The 17,311-nt window shown below is 71.0% G+C and carries 20 protein-coding genes; 8 read left to right on the top strand and 12 right to left on the bottom strand.

Features of this window, described 5'->3' with window-relative positions; genetic code table 11:
- Positions 1-44: 44 nt before the first annotated feature.
- The 3 genes from BIU95_RS17370 to BIU95_RS17380 all read right to left on the bottom strand — a co-directional run bounded on the left by BIU95_RS17370 (position 45) and on the right by BIU95_RS17380 (position 2,467).
- Positions 45-824, bottom strand: coding sequence for a hypothetical protein (locus tag BIU95_RS17370; RefSeq protein WP_071252399.1), 780 nt, complete (start codon positions 822-824; stop codon positions 45-47).
- A gap of 25 nt (positions 825-849) precedes the next feature.
- Positions 850-1,389, bottom strand: coding sequence for an RNA polymerase sigma factor (locus BIU95_RS17375; RefSeq protein ID WP_083389453.1), 540 nt, complete (start codon positions 1,387-1,389; stop codon positions 850-852).
- Between the two features lie 133 nt (positions 1,390-1,522).
- On the bottom strand, positions 1,523-2,467 hold the full coding sequence (locus BIU95_RS17380; protein WP_017887150.1) for a GNAT family N-acetyltransferase: 945 nt from the start codon (positions 2,465-2,467) through the stop codon (positions 1,523-1,525).
- A gap of 144 nt (positions 2,468-2,611) precedes the next feature.
- Between BIU95_RS17380 and BIU95_RS18470 the strand changes: the two genes are divergently transcribed.
- Positions 2,612-2,809, top strand: a complete 198-nt coding sequence (locus BIU95_RS18470) for a hypothetical protein (RefSeq protein WP_017887151.1) — start codon at positions 2,612-2,614, stop codon at positions 2,807-2,809.
- A gap of 35 nt (positions 2,810-2,844) precedes the next feature.
- Here the strand turns inward: BIU95_RS18470 and BIU95_RS17385 are convergent, their stop codons facing one another.
- Complete coding sequence (locus BIU95_RS17385) at positions 2,845-4,362, bottom strand: SulP family inorganic anion transporter (RefSeq protein WP_071252403.1); 1,518 nt, start codon at positions 4,360-4,362, stop codon at positions 2,845-2,847.
- A 212-nt stretch (positions 4,363-4,574) separates the two neighbouring features.
- On the opposite strand from BIU95_RS17385, the gene BIU95_RS17390 reads away from it, so the two are divergent.
- From BIU95_RS17390 to BIU95_RS17400, 3 genes are all read left to right on the top strand, one after another.
- On the top strand, positions 4,575-4,961 hold the full coding sequence (locus tag BIU95_RS17390) for a MerR family transcriptional regulator (RefSeq protein ID WP_042536882.1): 387 nt from the start codon (positions 4,575-4,577) through the stop codon (positions 4,959-4,961).
- A gap of 170 nt (positions 4,962-5,131) precedes the next feature.
- Positions 5,132-5,944, top strand: a complete 813-nt coding sequence (locus tag BIU95_RS17395) for a mannosyl-3-phosphoglycerate phosphatase (protein ID WP_071252476.1) — start codon at positions 5,132-5,134, stop codon at positions 5,942-5,944.
- The gene (locus tag BIU95_RS17400) at positions 5,941-7,155 is read left to right on the top strand and encodes a glycosyl transferase (RefSeq protein WP_027464806.1); all 1,215 of its coding nucleotides are present in this window, start codon (positions 5,941-5,943) and stop codon (positions 7,153-7,155) included. Before BIU95_RS17395 ends, BIU95_RS17400 begins: the two co-directional genes overlap by 4 nt.
- 98 nt (positions 7,156-7,253) lie before the next feature.
- On the opposite strand, the gene BIU95_RS17405 is transcribed toward BIU95_RS17400, so the two are convergent.
- On the bottom strand, positions 7,254-8,285 hold the full coding sequence (locus tag BIU95_RS17405; RefSeq protein ID WP_071252405.1) for an LLM class flavin-dependent oxidoreductase: 1,032 nt from the start codon (positions 8,283-8,285) through the stop codon (positions 7,254-7,256).
- Positions 8,286-8,342: 57 nt separating this feature from the next.
- Between BIU95_RS17405 and BIU95_RS17410 the strand changes: the two genes are divergently transcribed.
- Genes BIU95_RS17410 through BIU95_RS17425 form a run of 4 tightly spaced genes read left to right on the top strand, consistent with a single transcriptional unit; the run spans position 8,343 to position 11,084 of the window.
- Positions 8,343-9,209, top strand: a complete 867-nt coding sequence (locus tag BIU95_RS17410) for an SMP-30/gluconolactonase/LRE family protein (RefSeq protein WP_201300458.1) — start codon at positions 8,343-8,345, stop codon at positions 9,207-9,209.
- The gene (locus BIU95_RS17415) at positions 9,206-9,808 is read left to right on the top strand and encodes a hypothetical protein (RefSeq protein ID WP_139179887.1); all 603 of its coding nucleotides are present in this window, start codon (positions 9,206-9,208) and stop codon (positions 9,806-9,808) included. The genes BIU95_RS17410 and BIU95_RS17415 overlap by 4 nt, the downstream gene beginning before the upstream one ends.
- Positions 9,809-9,859: 51 nt before the next feature.
- A complete protein-coding gene (locus BIU95_RS17420; RefSeq protein ID WP_071252409.1) occupies positions 9,860-10,228 on the top strand; it encodes an SdpI family protein in 369 nt (122 codons plus the stop codon).
- A 22-nt stretch (positions 10,229-10,250) separates the two neighbouring features.
- The gene (locus tag BIU95_RS17425) at positions 10,251-11,084 is read left to right on the top strand and encodes an alpha/beta fold hydrolase (RefSeq protein ID WP_071252411.1); all 834 of its coding nucleotides are present in this window, start codon (positions 10,251-10,253) and stop codon (positions 11,082-11,084) included.
- Positions 11,085-11,191: 107 nt separating this feature from the next.
- Here BIU95_RS17425 and BIU95_RS17430 read toward each other — a convergent pair whose 3' ends face one another.
- From BIU95_RS17430 to BIU95_RS17460, 7 genes are all read right to left on the bottom strand, one after another.
- A complete protein-coding gene (locus BIU95_RS17430; RefSeq protein WP_071252413.1) occupies positions 11,192-11,506 on the bottom strand; it encodes a multidrug efflux SMR transporter in 315 nt (104 codons plus the stop codon).
- Positions 11,506-11,853: a multidrug efflux SMR transporter gene (locus BIU95_RS17435; RefSeq protein ID WP_083389444.1), complete on the bottom strand. Its 348-nt coding sequence runs from the start codon at positions 11,851-11,853 to the stop codon at positions 11,506-11,508. The genes BIU95_RS17430 and BIU95_RS17435 overlap by 1 nt, the downstream gene beginning before the upstream one ends.
- Positions 11,850-12,464 carry a TetR/AcrR family transcriptional regulator gene (locus BIU95_RS17440; RefSeq protein ID WP_071252415.1) on the bottom strand — a complete coding sequence of 205 codons (615 nt, stop codon included), beginning with the start codon at positions 12,462-12,464 and terminating at the stop codon, positions 11,850-11,852. The genes BIU95_RS17435 and BIU95_RS17440 overlap by 4 nt, the downstream gene beginning before the upstream one ends.
- Before the next feature lie 135 nt (positions 12,465-12,599).
- A complete protein-coding gene (locus tag BIU95_RS17445) occupies positions 12,600-13,868 on the bottom strand; it encodes a sugar ABC transporter permease (RefSeq protein ID WP_056071139.1) in 1,269 nt (422 codons plus the stop codon).
- The gene (locus tag BIU95_RS17450) at positions 13,865-14,629 is read right to left on the bottom strand and encodes an ATP-binding cassette domain-containing protein (protein WP_111038920.1); all 765 of its coding nucleotides are present in this window, start codon (positions 14,627-14,629) and stop codon (positions 13,865-13,867) included. The genes BIU95_RS17445 and BIU95_RS17450 overlap by 4 nt, the downstream gene beginning before the upstream one ends.
- Before the next feature lie 129 nt (positions 14,630-14,758).
- Complete coding sequence (locus BIU95_RS17455) at positions 14,759-15,874, bottom strand: sugar ABC transporter substrate-binding protein (RefSeq protein ID WP_042540478.1); 1,116 nt, start codon at positions 15,872-15,874, stop codon at positions 14,759-14,761.
- A gap of 186 nt (positions 15,875-16,060) precedes the next feature.
- Positions 16,061-17,233 (bottom strand): ROK family transcriptional regulator, encoded by a 1,173-nt coding sequence (locus BIU95_RS17460; RefSeq protein WP_071252417.1) that lies wholly within the window; start codon positions 17,231-17,233, stop codon positions 16,061-16,063.
- Positions 17,234-17,311 lie beyond the last annotated feature (78 nt).

Consider the following 17,311-nt stretch of genomic DNA (forward strand, 5'->3'; position numbering starts at 1 on the left):
CTGGAGGGACGGTGCCAGCTGGCACCGTCCCTCCAGTCCGTCGGTCAGTCCGTCCAGGTCTGCTGCACCAGGGCCTCGAGGAGGCCGTCGGTCGGGACGTTCGACTGCGTGATCGAGATCCAGGTGTCGCCGCGCACGAAGAACGTGTGCGTCGTCTCCACCTGATCCGAGTAGTACATCGACGTCTCGGTGTGCTGGCACGAACGTCCACCGAGCGTGTCGGTGCAGGTCCAGTCCTTGTCGGCGACGACGCGGAGGCGAGCCTGCAGGACGTCACGATCTGCCGTGCCCATCTCGAGGAACAGCCCCTCGTCGCCCTCGGAGGTACCGCCCGGTGTCCAGGAACAGACCAGCTCCGCGTCCTCCTTGAACGGGATCTCGGGGTCGATGTAGTAGTCGGTCCTGCCGCCCGGTACCTGGGGGCGGAACTGGGTGATCTCCAGCGAACCGAACAAGCGCGGAGCATCGGCGGCCGGCACAGCATCGGTGCACGCCCCGGGGATCGTCGCCGTGGTGTCGGCCGGCGCCGGGGTCGGCGTGATGCGGGCCGCGGACGGTGACGGTGACCCGGTCGGTGCCGGTGTCGGCGGTGCAGAGGACGGCACGGGTGCCGGTGCTGCGGCGAAGGGCGTCGGAACGAGTCCGAGCGCCACCGAACCGCTCGCGGTGCCGATGCCGAGCACCCCGATCAACGCCACGATGAGGCCGACGCGACGGCGTGCGGAGGCCGGGCGTGGCTTGTCGTGCATGCCCCGGACGACCTGCTGCCGCATGCCGGCGAGCATCCGGCGCATGTCGTCGCCACCGGGCGGCTCGTTGCTCATCGGGGACCCGTGGTCGCTTCGTCGTTCATCGTTCATCGTTCGTCACCGCCTTCTTGATCCGTGCACGGGACCGCCACACGCGCTGGGTGACGGCGCCGACGCTCATGCCGAGCAGGTCGGCGGCCTCGGCGTAGGAGCGGCCCTCGATGAGGCAGAGCTCGCACACCTGGCGATCGAGTGGTGCGAGCGCGTCGATCTCGGCGCGGACCCACCGCAGCCGTTCGCGGGCGTCGTCGTCCGGCTCGGGCGCGGCGAGCTCGTCGGGCAGGTCGACACCCTCGTGCCGCCGCTGCTGTCGCCGCAGGTTCGCGGCGTGGTTCCGGCACACGACGAGCAGCCACGGCAGGAGCGACTCCCCGGGGACCTCCACGGTGTCGGCCTTCTGCCAGAGGGTCAGGAACGCGTCCTGCACGATCTCCTCGACGTCCATGCGCCGCGTGACCAGTGCCCACGTGTACCGGGTCATGGTCTCGGCGTGACGGTCGAACAACGCGGTGACCGCACTGCGGTCGCCGCGCGCGGCTGCCGCCACGAGCGCGCTGTCCGGCTCGGCTGATCGGTTCATGTCCACCCCCTTCACTCCGCAGTGTGCACGGAGGGGACATCCTCACAGATCGGTCGTCGCCGGGCGTGTCGTCGGGTCTGCGCTCCCGCCGTGGCTCTGGCTCTGCCCGGCGTCCACGGCCCGCCCGCGCTCGTCACTGCGCGTGGACGATCCGCACGCGTGTGACGGCGAAGCCGGCTCGTTCGAAGGCCGCTCGCATCGGGGTGTTGGCGGCGTCGGTGGTCCCGACGATGCGGTCTTGCCCGTCGTCGTGGTGGACGTGGGTCATCTCGGCCAGCAGGTCGTGGACGAACCCGTGTCCGCGGTGTTCCGGCAGGACCCCGAGGTAGCTGATGCTCGCGTCGTACGCCGTCCTGGTGGGGATGATGAACCCCACGGCGTTGCCGTCGGACAGGTGCGCCGTGCGCCACGCGTGCCGGTCGCCGGGCAGCGAGCGGTAGAACTCGAGATCGTCGTCGGCCAGTGCATCGACGCCCTCGCGGGCGACCATGTCGTTGGTGTGGTCGTCGAGGGAACCGGGCGCGACGGCCGCGAACAGCGCCCGGAAGGTCGTGTCCTCAGCCGGGGCGAACCGGAGCCGCGTCGGACGCGGTGGTCTCGGGGTCGCAGCGGTGCGCGCGAAGCTGATGCGCTCGGTGGTCCGGGTGAAGCCGCCGAGGTGCGCTGCTTCGTGTCGCCACCGGACCGCTTCGACTGCTGCCGGGTCGTCCGTCCAGGTCGGCGCGACGTCCACGTTGTACTCGAGCGGAGCGCCGGCGCCGAACGCGTCGAGCCCGGCCCGGACCAACGCGGCACCGACGTCGACCGCGGCGGCGCCTCGAACACTCGTCGAGAGACAGTCCAGGGTGGCGGGTCGTTCGCTGTCTGCCTGCCCCCACCAGAGCGCTCGGCCGACGGGCTGCCCTGCGCGTTCGGCGATCCACGACCATTGCGGTCGGTAGTTGCCCGTGCGGAGTTCGTCGGTCAGGCGCTCGGCGTCGACCCACGCCACGGTCTCGTCGCTGCTCCAGCGGGTGAGGGCCGGCACGTCGTCGGGCGTTGCGCGTCGGATCCGCAGCTGCGGGGAGGAGTCGGTCATCGAGCACGAGCCTGACGGATCGGCGGTCGATCCGCCAGGCCCGCGCTGCTCCGGGATCCGCTGCGCGTCGGCCTTCCTGCGGATGAGGCCGTGTCAGCCTCCCGGGGGACGCGAGTGCCACGGAGCGCGAGGGAGACTGCCGCGATGCAGATGCGTGAGAAACAACGTGCGGTGAACCTGGGCTTCGGAGTCGGCATCGCGCTGATCCTCGTGGGACTGCTGATGATCTGGTTCGCGCCGGCGGTCTGGAGCGGCTGGGCGACGTTCGTCGTCGTCATCGGCGTCCTGTCCGCGCTCGTCGGGTTCGTCTTCGCGCTCGTCCCGGCGAACGGCCGACGCTGACGGGCGTTGCCAGGTGGCGGGCGGAGGTCAGGAGGTCAGTGACCGGCGCCGAGGTTCCCGGCGAGGCGCCCGTGGAAGGCTCGGCTGGCGTCGTTCAGCCCGGCGATCTCGACCCGCTTGCCGTGCTGGTGGTACTTCGTCTCGATGGCGTCGAGCGCGGCGACGGTGGAGGCGTCCCAGATGTGCGACCCGGTCATGTCGATGACGACGAGCTCGGGGTCGTCGACGTAGTCGAACTGGGTGGTGAGGTCGTTGCTCGACGCGAAGAAGAGTTCGCCCTCGACCGTGTAGAGCGCGTGCTGCTCACCGGTGCTGAGCGTCTCGATGCTCCGCGACACGTTGGTGAAGTGCGACACCCTGCGGGCGAAGACGATCATCGCGGCGGTCACCCCGATGATCACGCCGATGGCCAGGTTGTCCGTGGCGACGACGATCACGACGGTGAGGACCATGACGACGGTCTCGCCGACCGGCATCCGCTTGAGGGTGGAGGGCTTGATGCTGTGCCAGTCGAAGGTGCCGACGGACACCATGACCATCACGGCGACGAGTGCGGCCATCGGGATGATCGCGACGACGTCACCGAGCCCGACGACGAGGACCAGCAGGAACACGCCGGACAGGAACGTCGAGATCCGGGTGCGGGCACCGGACGCCTTCACGTTGATCATCGTCTGGCCGATCATCGCGCAGCCACCCATGCCGCCCATGAACCCGGAGCAGATGTTCGCCACGCCCTGCCCGAGCGCTTCGCGGGTCTTGCGGGAGCCGGTGTCGGTGACCTCGTCGACGAGCTTCGCCGTCATCAGCGACTCGAGCAGGCCCACCAGCGCCATCGCCAGGGCGTAGGGGGCGATGATCGTCAGCGTCTCGAGCGTGAGCGGGACGTTCGGGATGAACAGGGTCGGCAGGCTGTCCGGCAGCTTGCCCTCGTCGCCGACGGTCGGGATGGCGATCGAGGCCAGCACGGTGACGAGCGTCAGGACGACGATCGCCACGAGCGGTGCCGGGATGGCCTTGGTGACACGGGGCAGCAGCACGATGATCGCGATGCCGACGGCGCCGATCGGCCAGACGAGCCAGTCGACGCCGATGATGTTCGGCAGCTGCGCGGTGAAGATCAGGATCGCGAGGGCGTTGACGAACCCCACCATCACCGACCTCGGCACGAAGCGCATCAGCTTGGCTGCGCCGAGCCCACCGAGGACGAGCTGGAAGACGCCGCCGAGGATGACGGTGGCGATCAGGTAGTCGAGCCCGTGGTCCCGCATGACCGGTGCGACGACGAGTGCGATCGCGCCGGTCGCACCGGAGATCATCGCGGCTCGCCCGCCGACGAACGAGATCACCACGGCCATCACGAACGCCGAGAACAGGCCGACGCGCGGATCGACGCCCGCGATGATCGAGAACGAGATCGCTTCCGGGATCAGCGCGAGGGCCACGACGAGGCCGGCGAGCACCTCGCGGAGCAGGATCTTCGGGTTCCGCAGGGCGGACAGGACGGTGGGACTGGCGTGCACCGGAGCCGGTGCGGGCGTGACGGTCGTCACGGTTCTCCTTCGGTGAGGGGGTGCGGACGCTCGGCGTCCGCGGGGGAATGTCGTGGGGGCGCTTCGTCGCGCACTGACCGAGTGCGGCCAGGAACCAGAACCTTCCGCAACGGAAGAGTCGGTCGTGTCTGACTCTAACGCAACGGAAGGGTTGCAGCGCAAGCATCGGTACGATCGGTCCGGACCGGGCAACCGGGCGGAAGGGGTCAGCAGTGACGGACGCAGCAGGTGCATCGACGATGCGGATCGGTGAACTCGCAGACCGGACCGGGCTCTCCATCCGGACCGTGCGCCACTACGACGACGTCGGACTGCTCCACCCCACCGGACGGACCGAGGGCGGCTTCCGGCTGTACTCCGACGACGACCTGCATCGCCTGCTCGTGATCCGCCGGATGAAGCCCCTCGGCTACTCCCTCGAGCAGATGGCGGAGCTCCTCGGCATCCTCGACGGGCTCGAGACGGCGGACGGCATCGAGCGCGACCGGCTGCAGGCGCAGCTCGACGCGTACGTCGTCGACACCGAGGAACGCCGGGCGAAGCTCGCCCGCAACCTCGAGTGGGCCGACGAGTTCCTCGGCATCCTGCGCCGGCACTGAGGCGCCGTGACGGAAGGGAGGCGCGGTGCCAGCTGACGCCGTGCCTCCCGTCCGTCCGCTGGTCGCGTCGCGCGACCGACGCCGGCTTGTTCACCCAACCGACGCGTCCGCGTGGCAGGGTGGTCCGGGGCATCGTCGCCCGCAGCCCAGCCAGCCGCCAGCGGAGCACGATGCCAACACCCGACCTGATGATCGTCACGGACCTCGACGGGACGTTCCTCGACCACCACGACTACTCGTTCGACGCGGCTCTGCCGATGCTCGAACAGCTGCGGGCGGACGACGTCCCCGTGGTGTTCTGCAGCAGCAAGACGCGTGCCGAGATCACGGCACTGCAGACCCGCACCGGGCTCGACGGGCACGCCTTCGTGGCGGAGAACGGCGCGGTCGTGGTCGGACCGGCGGGCGAGGCGCTGGTCGGACCGCGCGACGGCGACCTCGAGCGGCTGCACGCGGAACTCGTCCGCGTCCGCCAGTCACTGGAGCTGCACTTCGAGACCTTCGGCGGCGTGACCGACGCGGTCGTCGCCGCGTGGACCGGCCTCGACCTCGAAGCCGCCGGACGAGCGCAGCAGCGCGAGGCGTCCGAGGTCCTGCTCTGGCACGCCGAGGACGACGACCGGGCGGACGCGTTCCGCGCGGCGCTCGCCGCGGTCGGCCTCGACCTGGTGCGCGGTGGCCGGTTCTGGCACGTGCTGCCGACGGGCCGCGACAAGGGCGCGGCGGTCCGGACGTTGATCGCCGACCACGAGCGCCGAACGGGCACGATCCCGCGCACGATCGGACTCGGCGACGGCCCGAACGACACCGCGTTGCTCGACGCCGTCGACTTCGCCGTCGTGGTCCGCGGACACGGCCCGGCACCGGGGCCGCTCGCCGACGACCGACCCGAGCGCGTCCACCGCACGACCGTCCCCGGCCCGCGGGGCTGGGCCGAGGGCCTCACCCGGTTCACCACCCCGTCCGTCAGGAGCCACCGATGAGCGACTTCCACCAGAACGGCGTCATCACGACGTTCCACGACCTCGGACGCCGCAGCACCGCGAGCCTCGAAGAAGACCTGCGGGGCTTCGCCGAGAAGCGTCCGATGAGCCTGATCCTGCCGGCGCTGTACTCCGAGCTCGAGCGCCCGGCGCTGTCGCGGATCGTCGACGAGCTGGCCGAGGCCGACTGGCTCAGCGAGATCGTGATCGGGCTCGACCGGGCTGACCGCTCCCAGTTCGAGCACGCCCGCGAATTCTTCTCGCGGCTGCCGCAGCGGCACCGGATCCTGTGGAACGACGGGCCGCGGCTGCGCGAGCTCGACGCCGAACTGGAGCGCGCGGGGCTGGCACCGGGGGAGCCCGGCAAGGGCCGGAACGTCTGGTACTGCACCGGCTACGCCCTGGCATCGGAGCGGGCGGACTGCATCGCCCTGCACGACTGCGACATCACCACCTACGAGCGGGGCATGCTCGCGCGGCTGTTCTACCCGGTCGCGAACCCCGCGTTCGACTACGAGTTCTCGAAGGGCTACTACGCACGCGTCGCCGACGGCCGGATCAACGGCCGCGCCGCACGGCTGCTCGTCGGGCCGCTGCTCCGCTCGCTCCGCCAGGTCTACGGGGAGTCCGAGTACCTGGAGTACCTCAGCAGCTTCCGGTACCCGCTGTCCGGCGAGTTCGCGATGCGCGCCCACGTGCTGAACGGCCTGAAGATCCCCGGCGACTGGGGACTCGAGATCGGGATGCTCTCCGAGGTCTACCGCGACTACGCGACCCGGCAGGTGTGCCAGGTGGAGATCGCCGACGCCTACGACCACAAGCACCAGCCCCTCGCCGAGGCCGACGGCACCGGCGGCCTGGCACGGATGGGCAACGACATCGTGCAGTCGCTGCTCCGGAAGCTCGCGACGATGGGCGTCCCGCTCACGTCCGACTCGTTCCGGGTGCTGAAGGCGACGTACTACCGGAACGCGCTCGACATCGTCGAGGTCTACCGGCACGAAGCCGAGATGAGCGGGCTCGCGTTCGACCAGCACGCCGAGGAAGCCGCGGTGGAGCTCTTCACCAAGGCGATCCTCGACGCCGGCGGCGCCTTCACGGCGCGGCCGAACGACAAGCCGTTCATCCCGAGCTGGAGCCGGGTGCGCTCGGCGGTGCCGGACGTGCTCGACCGGCTGCGCGACGCGGTGGAGGCGGACCAGCAGGACTGATCCGGCGTCCTGCGCGCGCCCTGGGCGCGAGTCGACGGCGGACGGGAGGCCCGGTGCCAGCTGGCCCGTGCCTCCCGTCCGTCGGTCTGGCGCCGTTCTCAGGCCGCGCCCTGCGCCGCCCAACCGAGTTCCGGGCCGAGACGCTCCGCGATGTCGGTGATGATCTGCGCGTAGTCGTCGGGCTCGAACGAGAACGGGAGCGCGAAGGCGACCTCGGTGACCGCCTGGTAGCCGACGTCGGCGCGCAGCCGGTCCGCGATCTCGGCCGACGTGCCGACCAGGTCCGCAGCGAAGAGCATCCCTGCTGGACCCATCGGCACGCCGACGCGGCCCGAGCGGCTGTCGACGTAGGCGCGGTAGCGGGCCTCCTGCTCGCTCGTCGCGGTGTCGGTCGGGATGACGACCAGGCCCTGCGAGACGCGGGCGGCAGCGGGGTCGGGGTGGACGTCGAGGTACGCGTCGATCTGGGCGCGCTGGTTCGTGGCGAAGTCCGTGCCGACCTCGCTGCGGGTGACGCTCGAAGTGAGCAGGTGGAAGCCGTTCTCGCCCGCCCACACGGCCGACTTCGTGCTGCCGGTGCCGTACCAGATCCGGTCGGCCAGGCCGGTGCTGTGCGGCTGGACGGTGCTCGCGAACTCCTCGATGCCCCGACGTTCGACGGTCTCGGTGGCCGTCACCGGGTCATCGCGCACCAGGTCACGGAAGCGCAGGAGCCGGTCGTTGCCGAGGTCCTCGTGCTCCAGGGTGTGGGGGTAGATCGCGTCGCGGTACAGGTCGAAGTTCATCGGGGTCCCGACGGAGAACCCGGGGTTCAGGCGGCCACCGAGCAGGACGTCGACCGTGCTGAGGTCCTCGGCCAGGCGGAACGGGTTCTCGGCGCCGATCGGGGTGACGGCGGTGCCGAGGTCGATGCGCGAGGTGCGCTGCGAGGCGGCGGCCAGCACCGCGACGGGGGAGGAGATGCCGTGCTGCAGGTGCCGGTGGCGCAGCCACGCGCTGTCGAAACCGAGGGCCTCGGCACGCTCGATCACCCGCAGCGTGTCCTCGTGCCCCTCCGATGGTCGCGCGGGGTCGAAGGACCCGATCGTCAGGAAGCCGAGCCGGTGCAGGGGAGTTCCGTCGAGGGGCATGGGTCGATCGTGCCAGACCATCGGGTGGCGCGGGGGTCCGGATGGCAGGGTGGATCCGTGCACATCACCCTGGATTCTGCGACCGACATCGTCATCTCCGGCATCCGGTTCCCGGAGGGCAACCGCTGGCACGACGGGCGGCTCTGGTACTCGGACATGCACACCGGCGAAGTCTTCTCGGTCGACCCGTCCTCGACCGACGGCCCCCGGCTCGAGGCCACCGTCGACGGGCAGTCGTCCGGACTCGGGTGGCTGGCCGACGGACGGCTCATCATCAGCTCGATGGAGTCCCGCACGGTCGTCGCCGTCGAGCCGGACGGCAGCACCTCGGTGTTCGCCGACCTGTCCACGATCGAGTCGTCGCTCGTGAACGACCTGGTCGTCGACGCCCAGACCGGCCGGACCTACATCGGCGCCTTCGGCTACGACCTGTACGCGGGCGAGGAACTGCGCCCCGGCCCGCTCTACGTGATCGACCCCGACGGCTCCGTCCGTCTGGCCGCCGAGGGCCTGGTGTTCCCGAACAGCGCCAACGTCCTGCCCGGCACCCGGACCCTGGTGGTCAGCGAGACGTGGGGCGGCCGGCTCACCGCGTTCGACATCGAGGACGACGGTTCGTTGACCGGGCGTCGCGAGTGGGCAGCCCTGCCCGGTGGCGTGACCCCGGACGGCAGCACCGTGGACCGTGACGGTGCCGTCTGGGTCTGCTCGGTCGACACGGGGGAGTTCCTGCGGGTCGTCGAGGGCGGCGAGGTGACCGACCGCGTCGACGCGCCCGGGGAGTGCGCGATCGACTGTGCGCTCGGTGGCGAGGACGGTCGCACCCTCTACCTGGCGACAGCCGACAGCTACGACCCGGCCGTGACGGCGACGACGCGCTCCGGCCGGATCAGTTCGGTCCGGGTCGAGGTCCCCGGGTGGTGAACCCGAGCGACCTCGCCGAGGCGACGCGGCGCGCGGAGCACCTGGTCGAGCACGGGCCGACCGTGGTCGTCATGTCGCAGCAGGCGGGACTCGCCGCGCTGTCGGTCCTCTGGGTGGCCGCCACTGCCCCCGCCGCCTTGCGGCTCAGCATGCTGGTCTGGTTCCTCCTCGCCGTCGCCGGAGCGGTCGTGGCGGTGACCGCCTGGGTCCGCGCTCGACGGCACCGCAGGCTGCTGCCCTACATCGTCGACACGCCCGAACGGCCGCTCGGCGCGCTCACCCCTGCGGACCGCAAGTCCGTGACCCGGCAGTTCAGTGGGCGGGCCGCGATGACGCCCGAGACCATGCCGCTCGTGCGGGCGCTGCTCGCGTGGCAGCGACGGTCGACGCGGATGGCGATCCCGGCGCTCATCGGTATGGGCCTCGGCCTCCTCGGCCTGGCGGCGTCCGCACTCGCCACGCTGGGTCCGTGGCGCTGGCTGTTCGTCGTGCTCATCGTCTGCGCTGCAGCGTTCGTCACCGTCTTGTCGATGATCGAGAAGCGGCGGCGCGACTGGATCCTGGCCGAGATCGATTCGGCAGGCGCGCCGGTCTCCTGACCTCGCGCGCGCCGCCTCCACCGCGCGTTAGCGTGGTGCGGGGAGGCCGTGATGGACAGTCCGGGCTGGTGGGCCGCGATCGGCTGCGCCGTGCTCCTGCTCATCGTCGAGGCGGCGATCTGGGGCATCGTGTCGATCGCTGCAGAGGGCCTGGGACGGAACCGCGCAGCGGGTATCCGACTGCCGTCGCTCATGCGGAGCGACGCTGCCTGGCACGCCGGACACCGGGCCGCCCGCCGGGTCATGCGGCCGTTGCTCATCGCCGCCGCGGTCGTGGCGATCGTGTCCGTACCGGCCCAGCTCATCCCGGTGCTCTACGTGGTGCTGCTCGGGCTGTCCCTGGCGACCACGCTGGCGGCGCTCGTCGTCGGTGCGGTGTCGGCGTCCCGTGCTGCGAACAGCGTTCCTCGCGACGGTTGATCGGAGCGGCCATGCTGGTCCCGTGCAGCGAATCGGGCTCAGCGACCCAGAAGGTGTTCGGTTCGTCCCTCCCCGCGGATCGGGGACCGGCGTCCTGGTGCTCGCGGGGTCGAGCGGGCGGATCGACGAGGACCGCGCGCGGGTCTTCGCGGAACTCGGGCACGTCGCTGAATCGATCCGGTGGTTCGGGGGAGCCGGCCAGCAACCGGGACCGTGGTCCGTCCCCCTCGAGCTCTTCCTCGCCCGTATCGACGATCTCGAGCGGACCTGCGATCGGGTCTGGCTCGTCGGGACGTCCCTCGGGGCCGAGGCCGCGCTGGTCCTCGGCGCCCTCCGCCCCTCGGTCGCGGGCGTCATCGCGTTCGCACCCACCGACGTGGTGTGGCCCTGGCCGGACGACGAGGGCGTGGAACGATCGCACTGGACCCTCGACGGATCGCTACTGCCGCACGTGCCGTTGGCGTGGGACACCTGGCGGCGGGAGGAACCACCGCGCTTCCGATCGCTCTACGAACACTCGTACGAAGCTGCCCCGGACCGGGTTCGGGCAGCGGCGGTACCCGTCGAGCGGATACCGCAGCTCGTCCTGATCGCCGGAGAGGACGACCAGGTCTGGCCGAGTGCCCAGAGCGCTCGCCGCATCGCAGCTCGGCGGACCGCGGTCGGGCACACCACGACCGTGGTCATCCATCGGCACGCAGGGCACCGGGCAGTCCTGCCGACCGAGCCGGTCGTGGCCGGAGGGATCGCGATGGTGCGCGGCGGTACCGCCACCGCCGACGCGGCGCTCGGGCTGACGGCACTCGAGACGATCCGGATCGCCCTTGCTCAGGACCGCATCCGTTCATCGAGCTGACCCCAGGGTCTGTCCGTCGCTGACCGGTGCGAGGTTGCACACGTGGTGCGAAGCATCAGGGTCGCACCACGCGTGCAACCTTGCACCAGGCGAAACTGGCACGGCGCTCAGTGCCCGAGTTCGACGAGGAGCACGCCGGCGATGATCAGCGTGATCCCGCCGAGCATGAGCGCCGTGAGCGGTTCGCGGAAGAGCACGCGTCCGAGGACGGCGGTCAGGGCGACGCCCGTCGCGGCCCAGATGCCGTAGGCCACCCCGATCGGCAGGCCGAGCGTCAACGCGACCGCGAGCAGGCTGAACGCGGTCAGGTACCCCGCGACGACGGCGACGTACCAGACGCGTTTCCCGTCCGTCGCGAGCTTGAGGCTGATCGTCGCGCCGACCTCGGTGACGATCGCGATCGCGAGCAGGACCCACCCCATCAGCGGGCCTCCTGCTCGCGACGTGCCAGCGCCCGCTGGGACCCGATCTCGACCAGGAGCACGCCCACCGCGATGAGCGCGATCCCGATGATCATCGTGAGCGTCAGGGCCTGCCCGAACAGGACGGCGGCGAGCACCGCGGTCAGCGCGACCCCGGACGCGCCCCAGATGCCGTAGGCGACCCCGACGGCCATGCCGCTCCGGAGCACCCGGATGAGCATGACGAAGGCGGTGACGTACCCGACGGCGACGACGGCGTACCAGGCGGGTTGCTCGACGGCCGCCTGCATCGACAGGGCACCCGTGACCTCGGCGACGATCGCGATCCCGAGGAAGAGCCACTTCACGAGGCACCGCCGCCGACGAGGCTGGCGATCGCCCGAGCCGCCGTGGCGACGGTCTCGGAAGCGGCGGTGTCGTCACGATCGGCGAGCCACGACCCGCTGACGCCGTCGGCGGTCGCGATGAGCAGGCGTGCGACCTGCTCGACGGGTACCGCCCACGTGATCCCGTCCTCGCTCGACCAGGCGTCGACGTGCGCGCGGACGGCTTCGAGGTACGCCCCCTGTTCCCACGCGGCGAGCTCTGCCAGGTCGGCATCGCGACGGGAGTGCGTGACGAGTTCGACGAGGGCGAGTGCGGTCGCCGGGTCGCTCTTGGTCTGCCCGAGGTGCGCCGCCAGGCCCGCGGCGATCCGCGCCCGTGGAACGAGCCGTGTGGTCGGCGTCGCGAACGCGGCCGCCATCGCGCCCCGCAGCTGTCGTTCGAGCACCGCCCGGAACAGCGCCGACTTCGAGGCGAAGCAGTAGTGGAACGCACCGTGCGGGAGTCCGGCGGCCGTGGTGACGGCGCGCGTGGTGAGCGCGGCGATCCCGCCGTCGCGCAGGACAGCGATCGCCGCGTCGACGAGCTGATGCCGCCGTTCCTCGATGCTGCGGTGCTCTTGGTGCAGGGTCATGGACCGACCGTACCGCCTGACTTGGCCAGGTGGCCAAGTCAGGCGGTGAACTGTCAGGGACGAACGGACGGGAGGCACGGTGCCAGCTGGCACCGTGCCTCCCGTCCGCCGACGTGGCGGGGTCCAGGGCCCCGCTCAGGCCGCGCCGTGACTGGCGCGGCTGCGCCGTGAGAGCGAGTCGATGATGACGGCCAGCAGCAGGACCGCGCCGGTGATCATGTAGCGGATCGACGAGTCGAGGCTCAGCAGGGTGAGGCCGTTCGAGATCGACTGGATCACGATGATGCCGAGCAGGGCCGACCAGGCGCTGCCACGACCGCCGAACAGGCTCGTCCCCCCGATGACCGCGGCGGCGATCGCGTTGAGGTTCGTGTCGCCGGCACCGGACGACAGGCTCGCCGAGTTGAGGCGGGCGGCGGCGAGGATGCCGCCGACGGTGGCGAAGAGCGAGGTCAGCATGAACACCGAGATGTAGATGCGGTTCACCCGGATGCCGGAGCGCCGTGCAGCCTCGACGTTGCCGCCGACCGCGAAGACCGAACGGCCCCAGCGGGTGCGCTTGAGCACGAAGTTCATCAGCACGACCAGCACGATGAAGAACACGAACGAGGTGCCGGTGCCGAAGTCGCGTGACAGGTACCAGACCATCAGCGCCAGGCCGAGGAACAGGGCGACGGACTTCACGATCGTCAGGGACACCGCCCCGGTCGACAGTCCGGCGCGACGGCGACGGGCAGCGCGGCGGATCTCGGTGAAGAAGAGTCCTCCGGCGGCCAGGACAGCGAGCAGGTAGGCGAGCCACGGCGGCAGGTACGACGCCGAGGCGAACTGCACGATCGGCGAGTCGTACGGCAGGTTGATCGAGCCGTTCGGGCCGAGGATGAGCAGCTGCAGCCCGAGGAACCCGAGCAGACCGGCGAGCGTGATGACGAAGCTCGGCACCCCGAAGCGGGTGAACAGCAGGCCGTAGAGCAGACCGGCGGCGGCACCGACGGCCAGGGCGACGGTGATCACGAGCCACAGCGGCCAGCCGAGCGTCGTGAGGCCCTGGCCGAGGATCGCGGCGGAGAGCCCGCTGACGCTGCCGACGGACAGGTCGATCTCGCCGAGCAGCAGCACGAGCACGATGCCGATCGCGATGGTGCCGACCGCCGCGCACTGCAGGGCGAGGTTGACCAGGTTGCCCGGGGACAGGAAGTCGGGGGAGAGCGCCTGGAACACCGCCCAGATGACGATGAGCCCGACGACCACCGGCAGCGAACCGATGTCACCGCCGCGGACCCGCCGGACGAACGCCTTCGCCGCGCCGCCGATCCCCTGGTCGCGCAGGAGCCGCTCGTCCTGCAGGTCGGCCGCCGAGGGGGTCGGGGTCGCCGCGGTGAGGGTCTCGTCGGTCTTGCTCATGCGCTGGTCTCCTGCTCGGTCCGGGCGGCGGCGCGACGGGTGACGGCGTTGTCGGTGGCGCCGGTGATGGCCGCGATGATCTCCTCGTAGGAGACGTCGTCGATGCGGAACGTGCCGTTGTTGCGCCCGAGCCGCAGGACCGCGACCCGGTCGGCGACGGCCTGCACGTCCGCGAGGTTGTGGCTGATGAGCACGACGCCGAGGCCGCGCTCGCGCAGGCGTTCGACGAGGTTCAGGACCTCGGCGGTCTGCGCGACACCGAGTGCGGCGGTGGGCTCGTCGAGGACGACCACCTGCGGGTCGCCGATCAGTGAACGGGCGATCGCCACGGTCTGCCGCTGCCCACCGGACAGCGACGCGATGGGGATCCGCACCGACGGGATCCGGGCCGCGAGCTGCTGCAGGAGCTCCCACGAGCGGCGCTCCATCTCCTCCTCGTCCAGGAACGGGTGCGCGATCTCGCGGCCGAGGAACAGGTTCGAGACCACGTCGAGGTTGTCGGCGAGGGCGAGGTCCTGGAACACCGTCGCGATGCCGAGGGTCTGGGCCGCCGCGGGGTTCGGGACGGTGACCTCGTCACCGCCGAACGTGATCGTGCCGCCGTCCGGGGTGTAGACCCCGGCGAGGATCTTCACGAACGTCGACTTGCCGGCGCCGTTGTCGCCGACGATGGCGACCACCTCGCCCGGGTAGACGTCGAAGTCGATGTCGCTGAGGGCCTGGACGGCGCCGAACCGCTTGGTGATCCCGCGCAGGGACATCACCGGTTCGGCGGAGGGGTGTGCTGCTGGTGACGCGTTGCTCACGGGTGTCGTGCTCACGGGTGTCGTCCTCGATCGGTGAGGCCCGCCCGGTCCGCAGTCGGACCGGGCGGGCAGAGGGGGTCGGACCTACTTGATGCCGGCGCTGTCGCAGGCCGACTTGTACTGCGCGGTGCAGATCTTCGACACCTCGTACAGGCCGTCCTTGACGACCGTCGACTCGACGTTGTCCGTGGTGACGGCGACCGGGTCGAGCAGCGTCGACTGGACGCTGGCGCCGCCGGCGGTGTCGACGGTCGTGTCGCCCTTCGGGGTCTCACCCTTGGCGAACTGGATCGCCAGGTCGGCGGCCTTCGACGCCTCGGGCTTGAAGGCCTTGTAGACGGTCATGTACTGCTCACCGGCGAGGATCCGCTGGATGCCTGCGAGCGAGGCGTCCTGCCCGGTGACGGGCGGGAGCTCGGTGACGCCGGCCGACTTCAGGGCCGCGATGACACCGCCGCCGGTGTCGTCGTTCGCCGCGTAGACGCCCGTGATCTTGTCCTTGCCGAGCTTGCTGATCTGGCCGGCTGCCCAGTCCTGCGCCTTGGCGGGGTCCCATCCGGGGGTGTCGTACTCGGCGAGCACCTTGTAGCCGCTGTCGTCGATGACCGAGTGGGCGCCCTTCTTGAACTGCGAGGCGTTGTTGTCGGTCGGGGAGCCGTTCACCATGATGATGCCCGAGCCCTCGGGGACCTTCTTGGCCTTGAGGGCGTCGACGAGCGCCTGGCCCTGCAGCTCACCGACCTTCTCGTTGTCGAACGAGATGTAGTAGCTCAGGTCGGGGCTGTTGATGAGTCGGTCGTACGAGATGACCGGCACCTTCTTGGCCTTCGCCTGCTGGACGATGGACGCAGCGGCCTCGCCGTCGAACGGGTCGAGGACCAGGACCTTGACGCCCTGCGTGAGCATCGACTGGGCCTGCTGCAGCTGCTTCGACGCGTCGCCGTCGGCGTTCGCGTAGATGACCGAGCAGCCGCTGCACTGCTTCTTCACCTCGGCGGTGAAGAGCGGACGGTCGGCGCTGGCGTACCGGGCGGTGACGGAGTCGGGCAGGAGCAGGCCGATCTTGGCCTTCGACGCGTCTCCGCCGCCTCCGCCGGAACCGGTCCCGGCGTCCGCGCCGTTGGAACAGCCCGCCAGGGTGGTGATCGCGAGCAGCAGGGCGCTGACGCCCAGCATCGCTCGTGTGGTGGATTTCTTCATTGAAACGTCCTCCAACAGTGGACCGCCCCCATCGGCGGTGCCCTGAGTGTGACAGTGAGCGTTCTTGGCTGCAAGAGTTGAACGCAAGGACCGCGTGCCGTGACGAAAACGTTATCCGGTGGGCGCGGAGCGGTGCGGCCGGTGCAGCACGGAGCGCCCGGCCGGCACGCCCCGGCGCGGGTCCGCCTAGCGTGCGCGCGTCACGTCCACGGCCTCGATCGCCAGGGCCAGCGCGCCGGTCACCGAGGCCTTCTCGCCGAGCTGTCCCTGCACCACGTCCGGGGTGCCGTCGACGTCGACGATCAACGACGACTCGAGGGCGTGCCGCATCGGGCCGAGCAGCAGCTCCCCGGCACGGGCGAACTCGCCGGTGACGACGACCCGCTCGGGGTCGAGGACGTTGCACAGGCCCACCGCCGCCGAACCGATCGCCCGCCCGGCCTCGGCGACGGCGCGCATGCAGACCTGGTCACCGGCCATGGCGCGCAGGATCAGGTCCGCCAGCTTGAGGGTGCCGACCTCGTCGCGCACGCCCTCGAGCACGGCGGGTGCTCCGGCGATCGCCTCGAGGCACCCGCGGTTGCCGCACCGGCACAGCGGCCCGTTCGGCAGGACGGGGGTGTGCCCGAACTCGCCGGCGATGCCGTGGTGCCCGCGGAACAGGTGCCCGCCCAGCACGAGTCCGGCGCCGATGCCGTTGCCGACGTCGAGCGTCACGACGGTGTCGCGACCCCGGGCGGCGCCGCTCCGGTGTTCGGCCATGGCGGCGAGGTTGGCCGAGTTGTCGACCTGCACGGGCTTGTCCATCCGCCGGGCGAGTGACTGGCCGAGTGCGATGCCGTCCCAGCCGCGCAGGATCCCGCCGCGCGCCGTCATCCCGGTGCGGGCGTCGATCGGGGCGGCCACGGCGAGGCCGACGGCGAGCACCTCGTCCATCGACGACTCGATGGACTCCGCCATGTCCAGCACCAGCAGCGCGGTCTTGTCGAGCTCGGCATCGGCCCGGTGGTCGCGGGCCAGGGGCATGTGCCGCTCGGCCAGCACGGCGCCGTTCAGGTCCGACAGCGCCAGCCGTAGGTGCCGCGGTGAGACGTGCACCCCGGCGACCAGCCCGAGGCCGTGCGGCAGGGTCACGCGGAGCGCCCGGCGGCCGCTCGAGGTGCTCGGCGTCGCGTGCAGGGCGCCGGTCGCGACGAGCTCCTTGACGATGTTCGACACGGTCGCGGGGGAGAGTCCGGTGACCCCGGCGAGCTCGACCTGGGTCAGCCCGCCGTGCCGCTTGACCGCGCTGACGACCCGGCCCCGGTTGGCTTCACGCAGTGAAGCTTGGTTCCCCGGACTGCGGCGCGGCTCTGACACGGGGACAGCGTAACGGGCGGGTCCGGAACGCTCGCCGTGCCGGACTGGAGGCTCGGTGCCAGCTGGCACCGAGCCTCC

The organism is Curtobacterium sp. MCBA15_007 (assembly GCF_001864905.1).
Classification (GTDB): Bacteria; Actinomycetota; Actinomycetes; order Actinomycetales; family Microbacteriaceae; genus Curtobacterium; species Curtobacterium poinsettiae.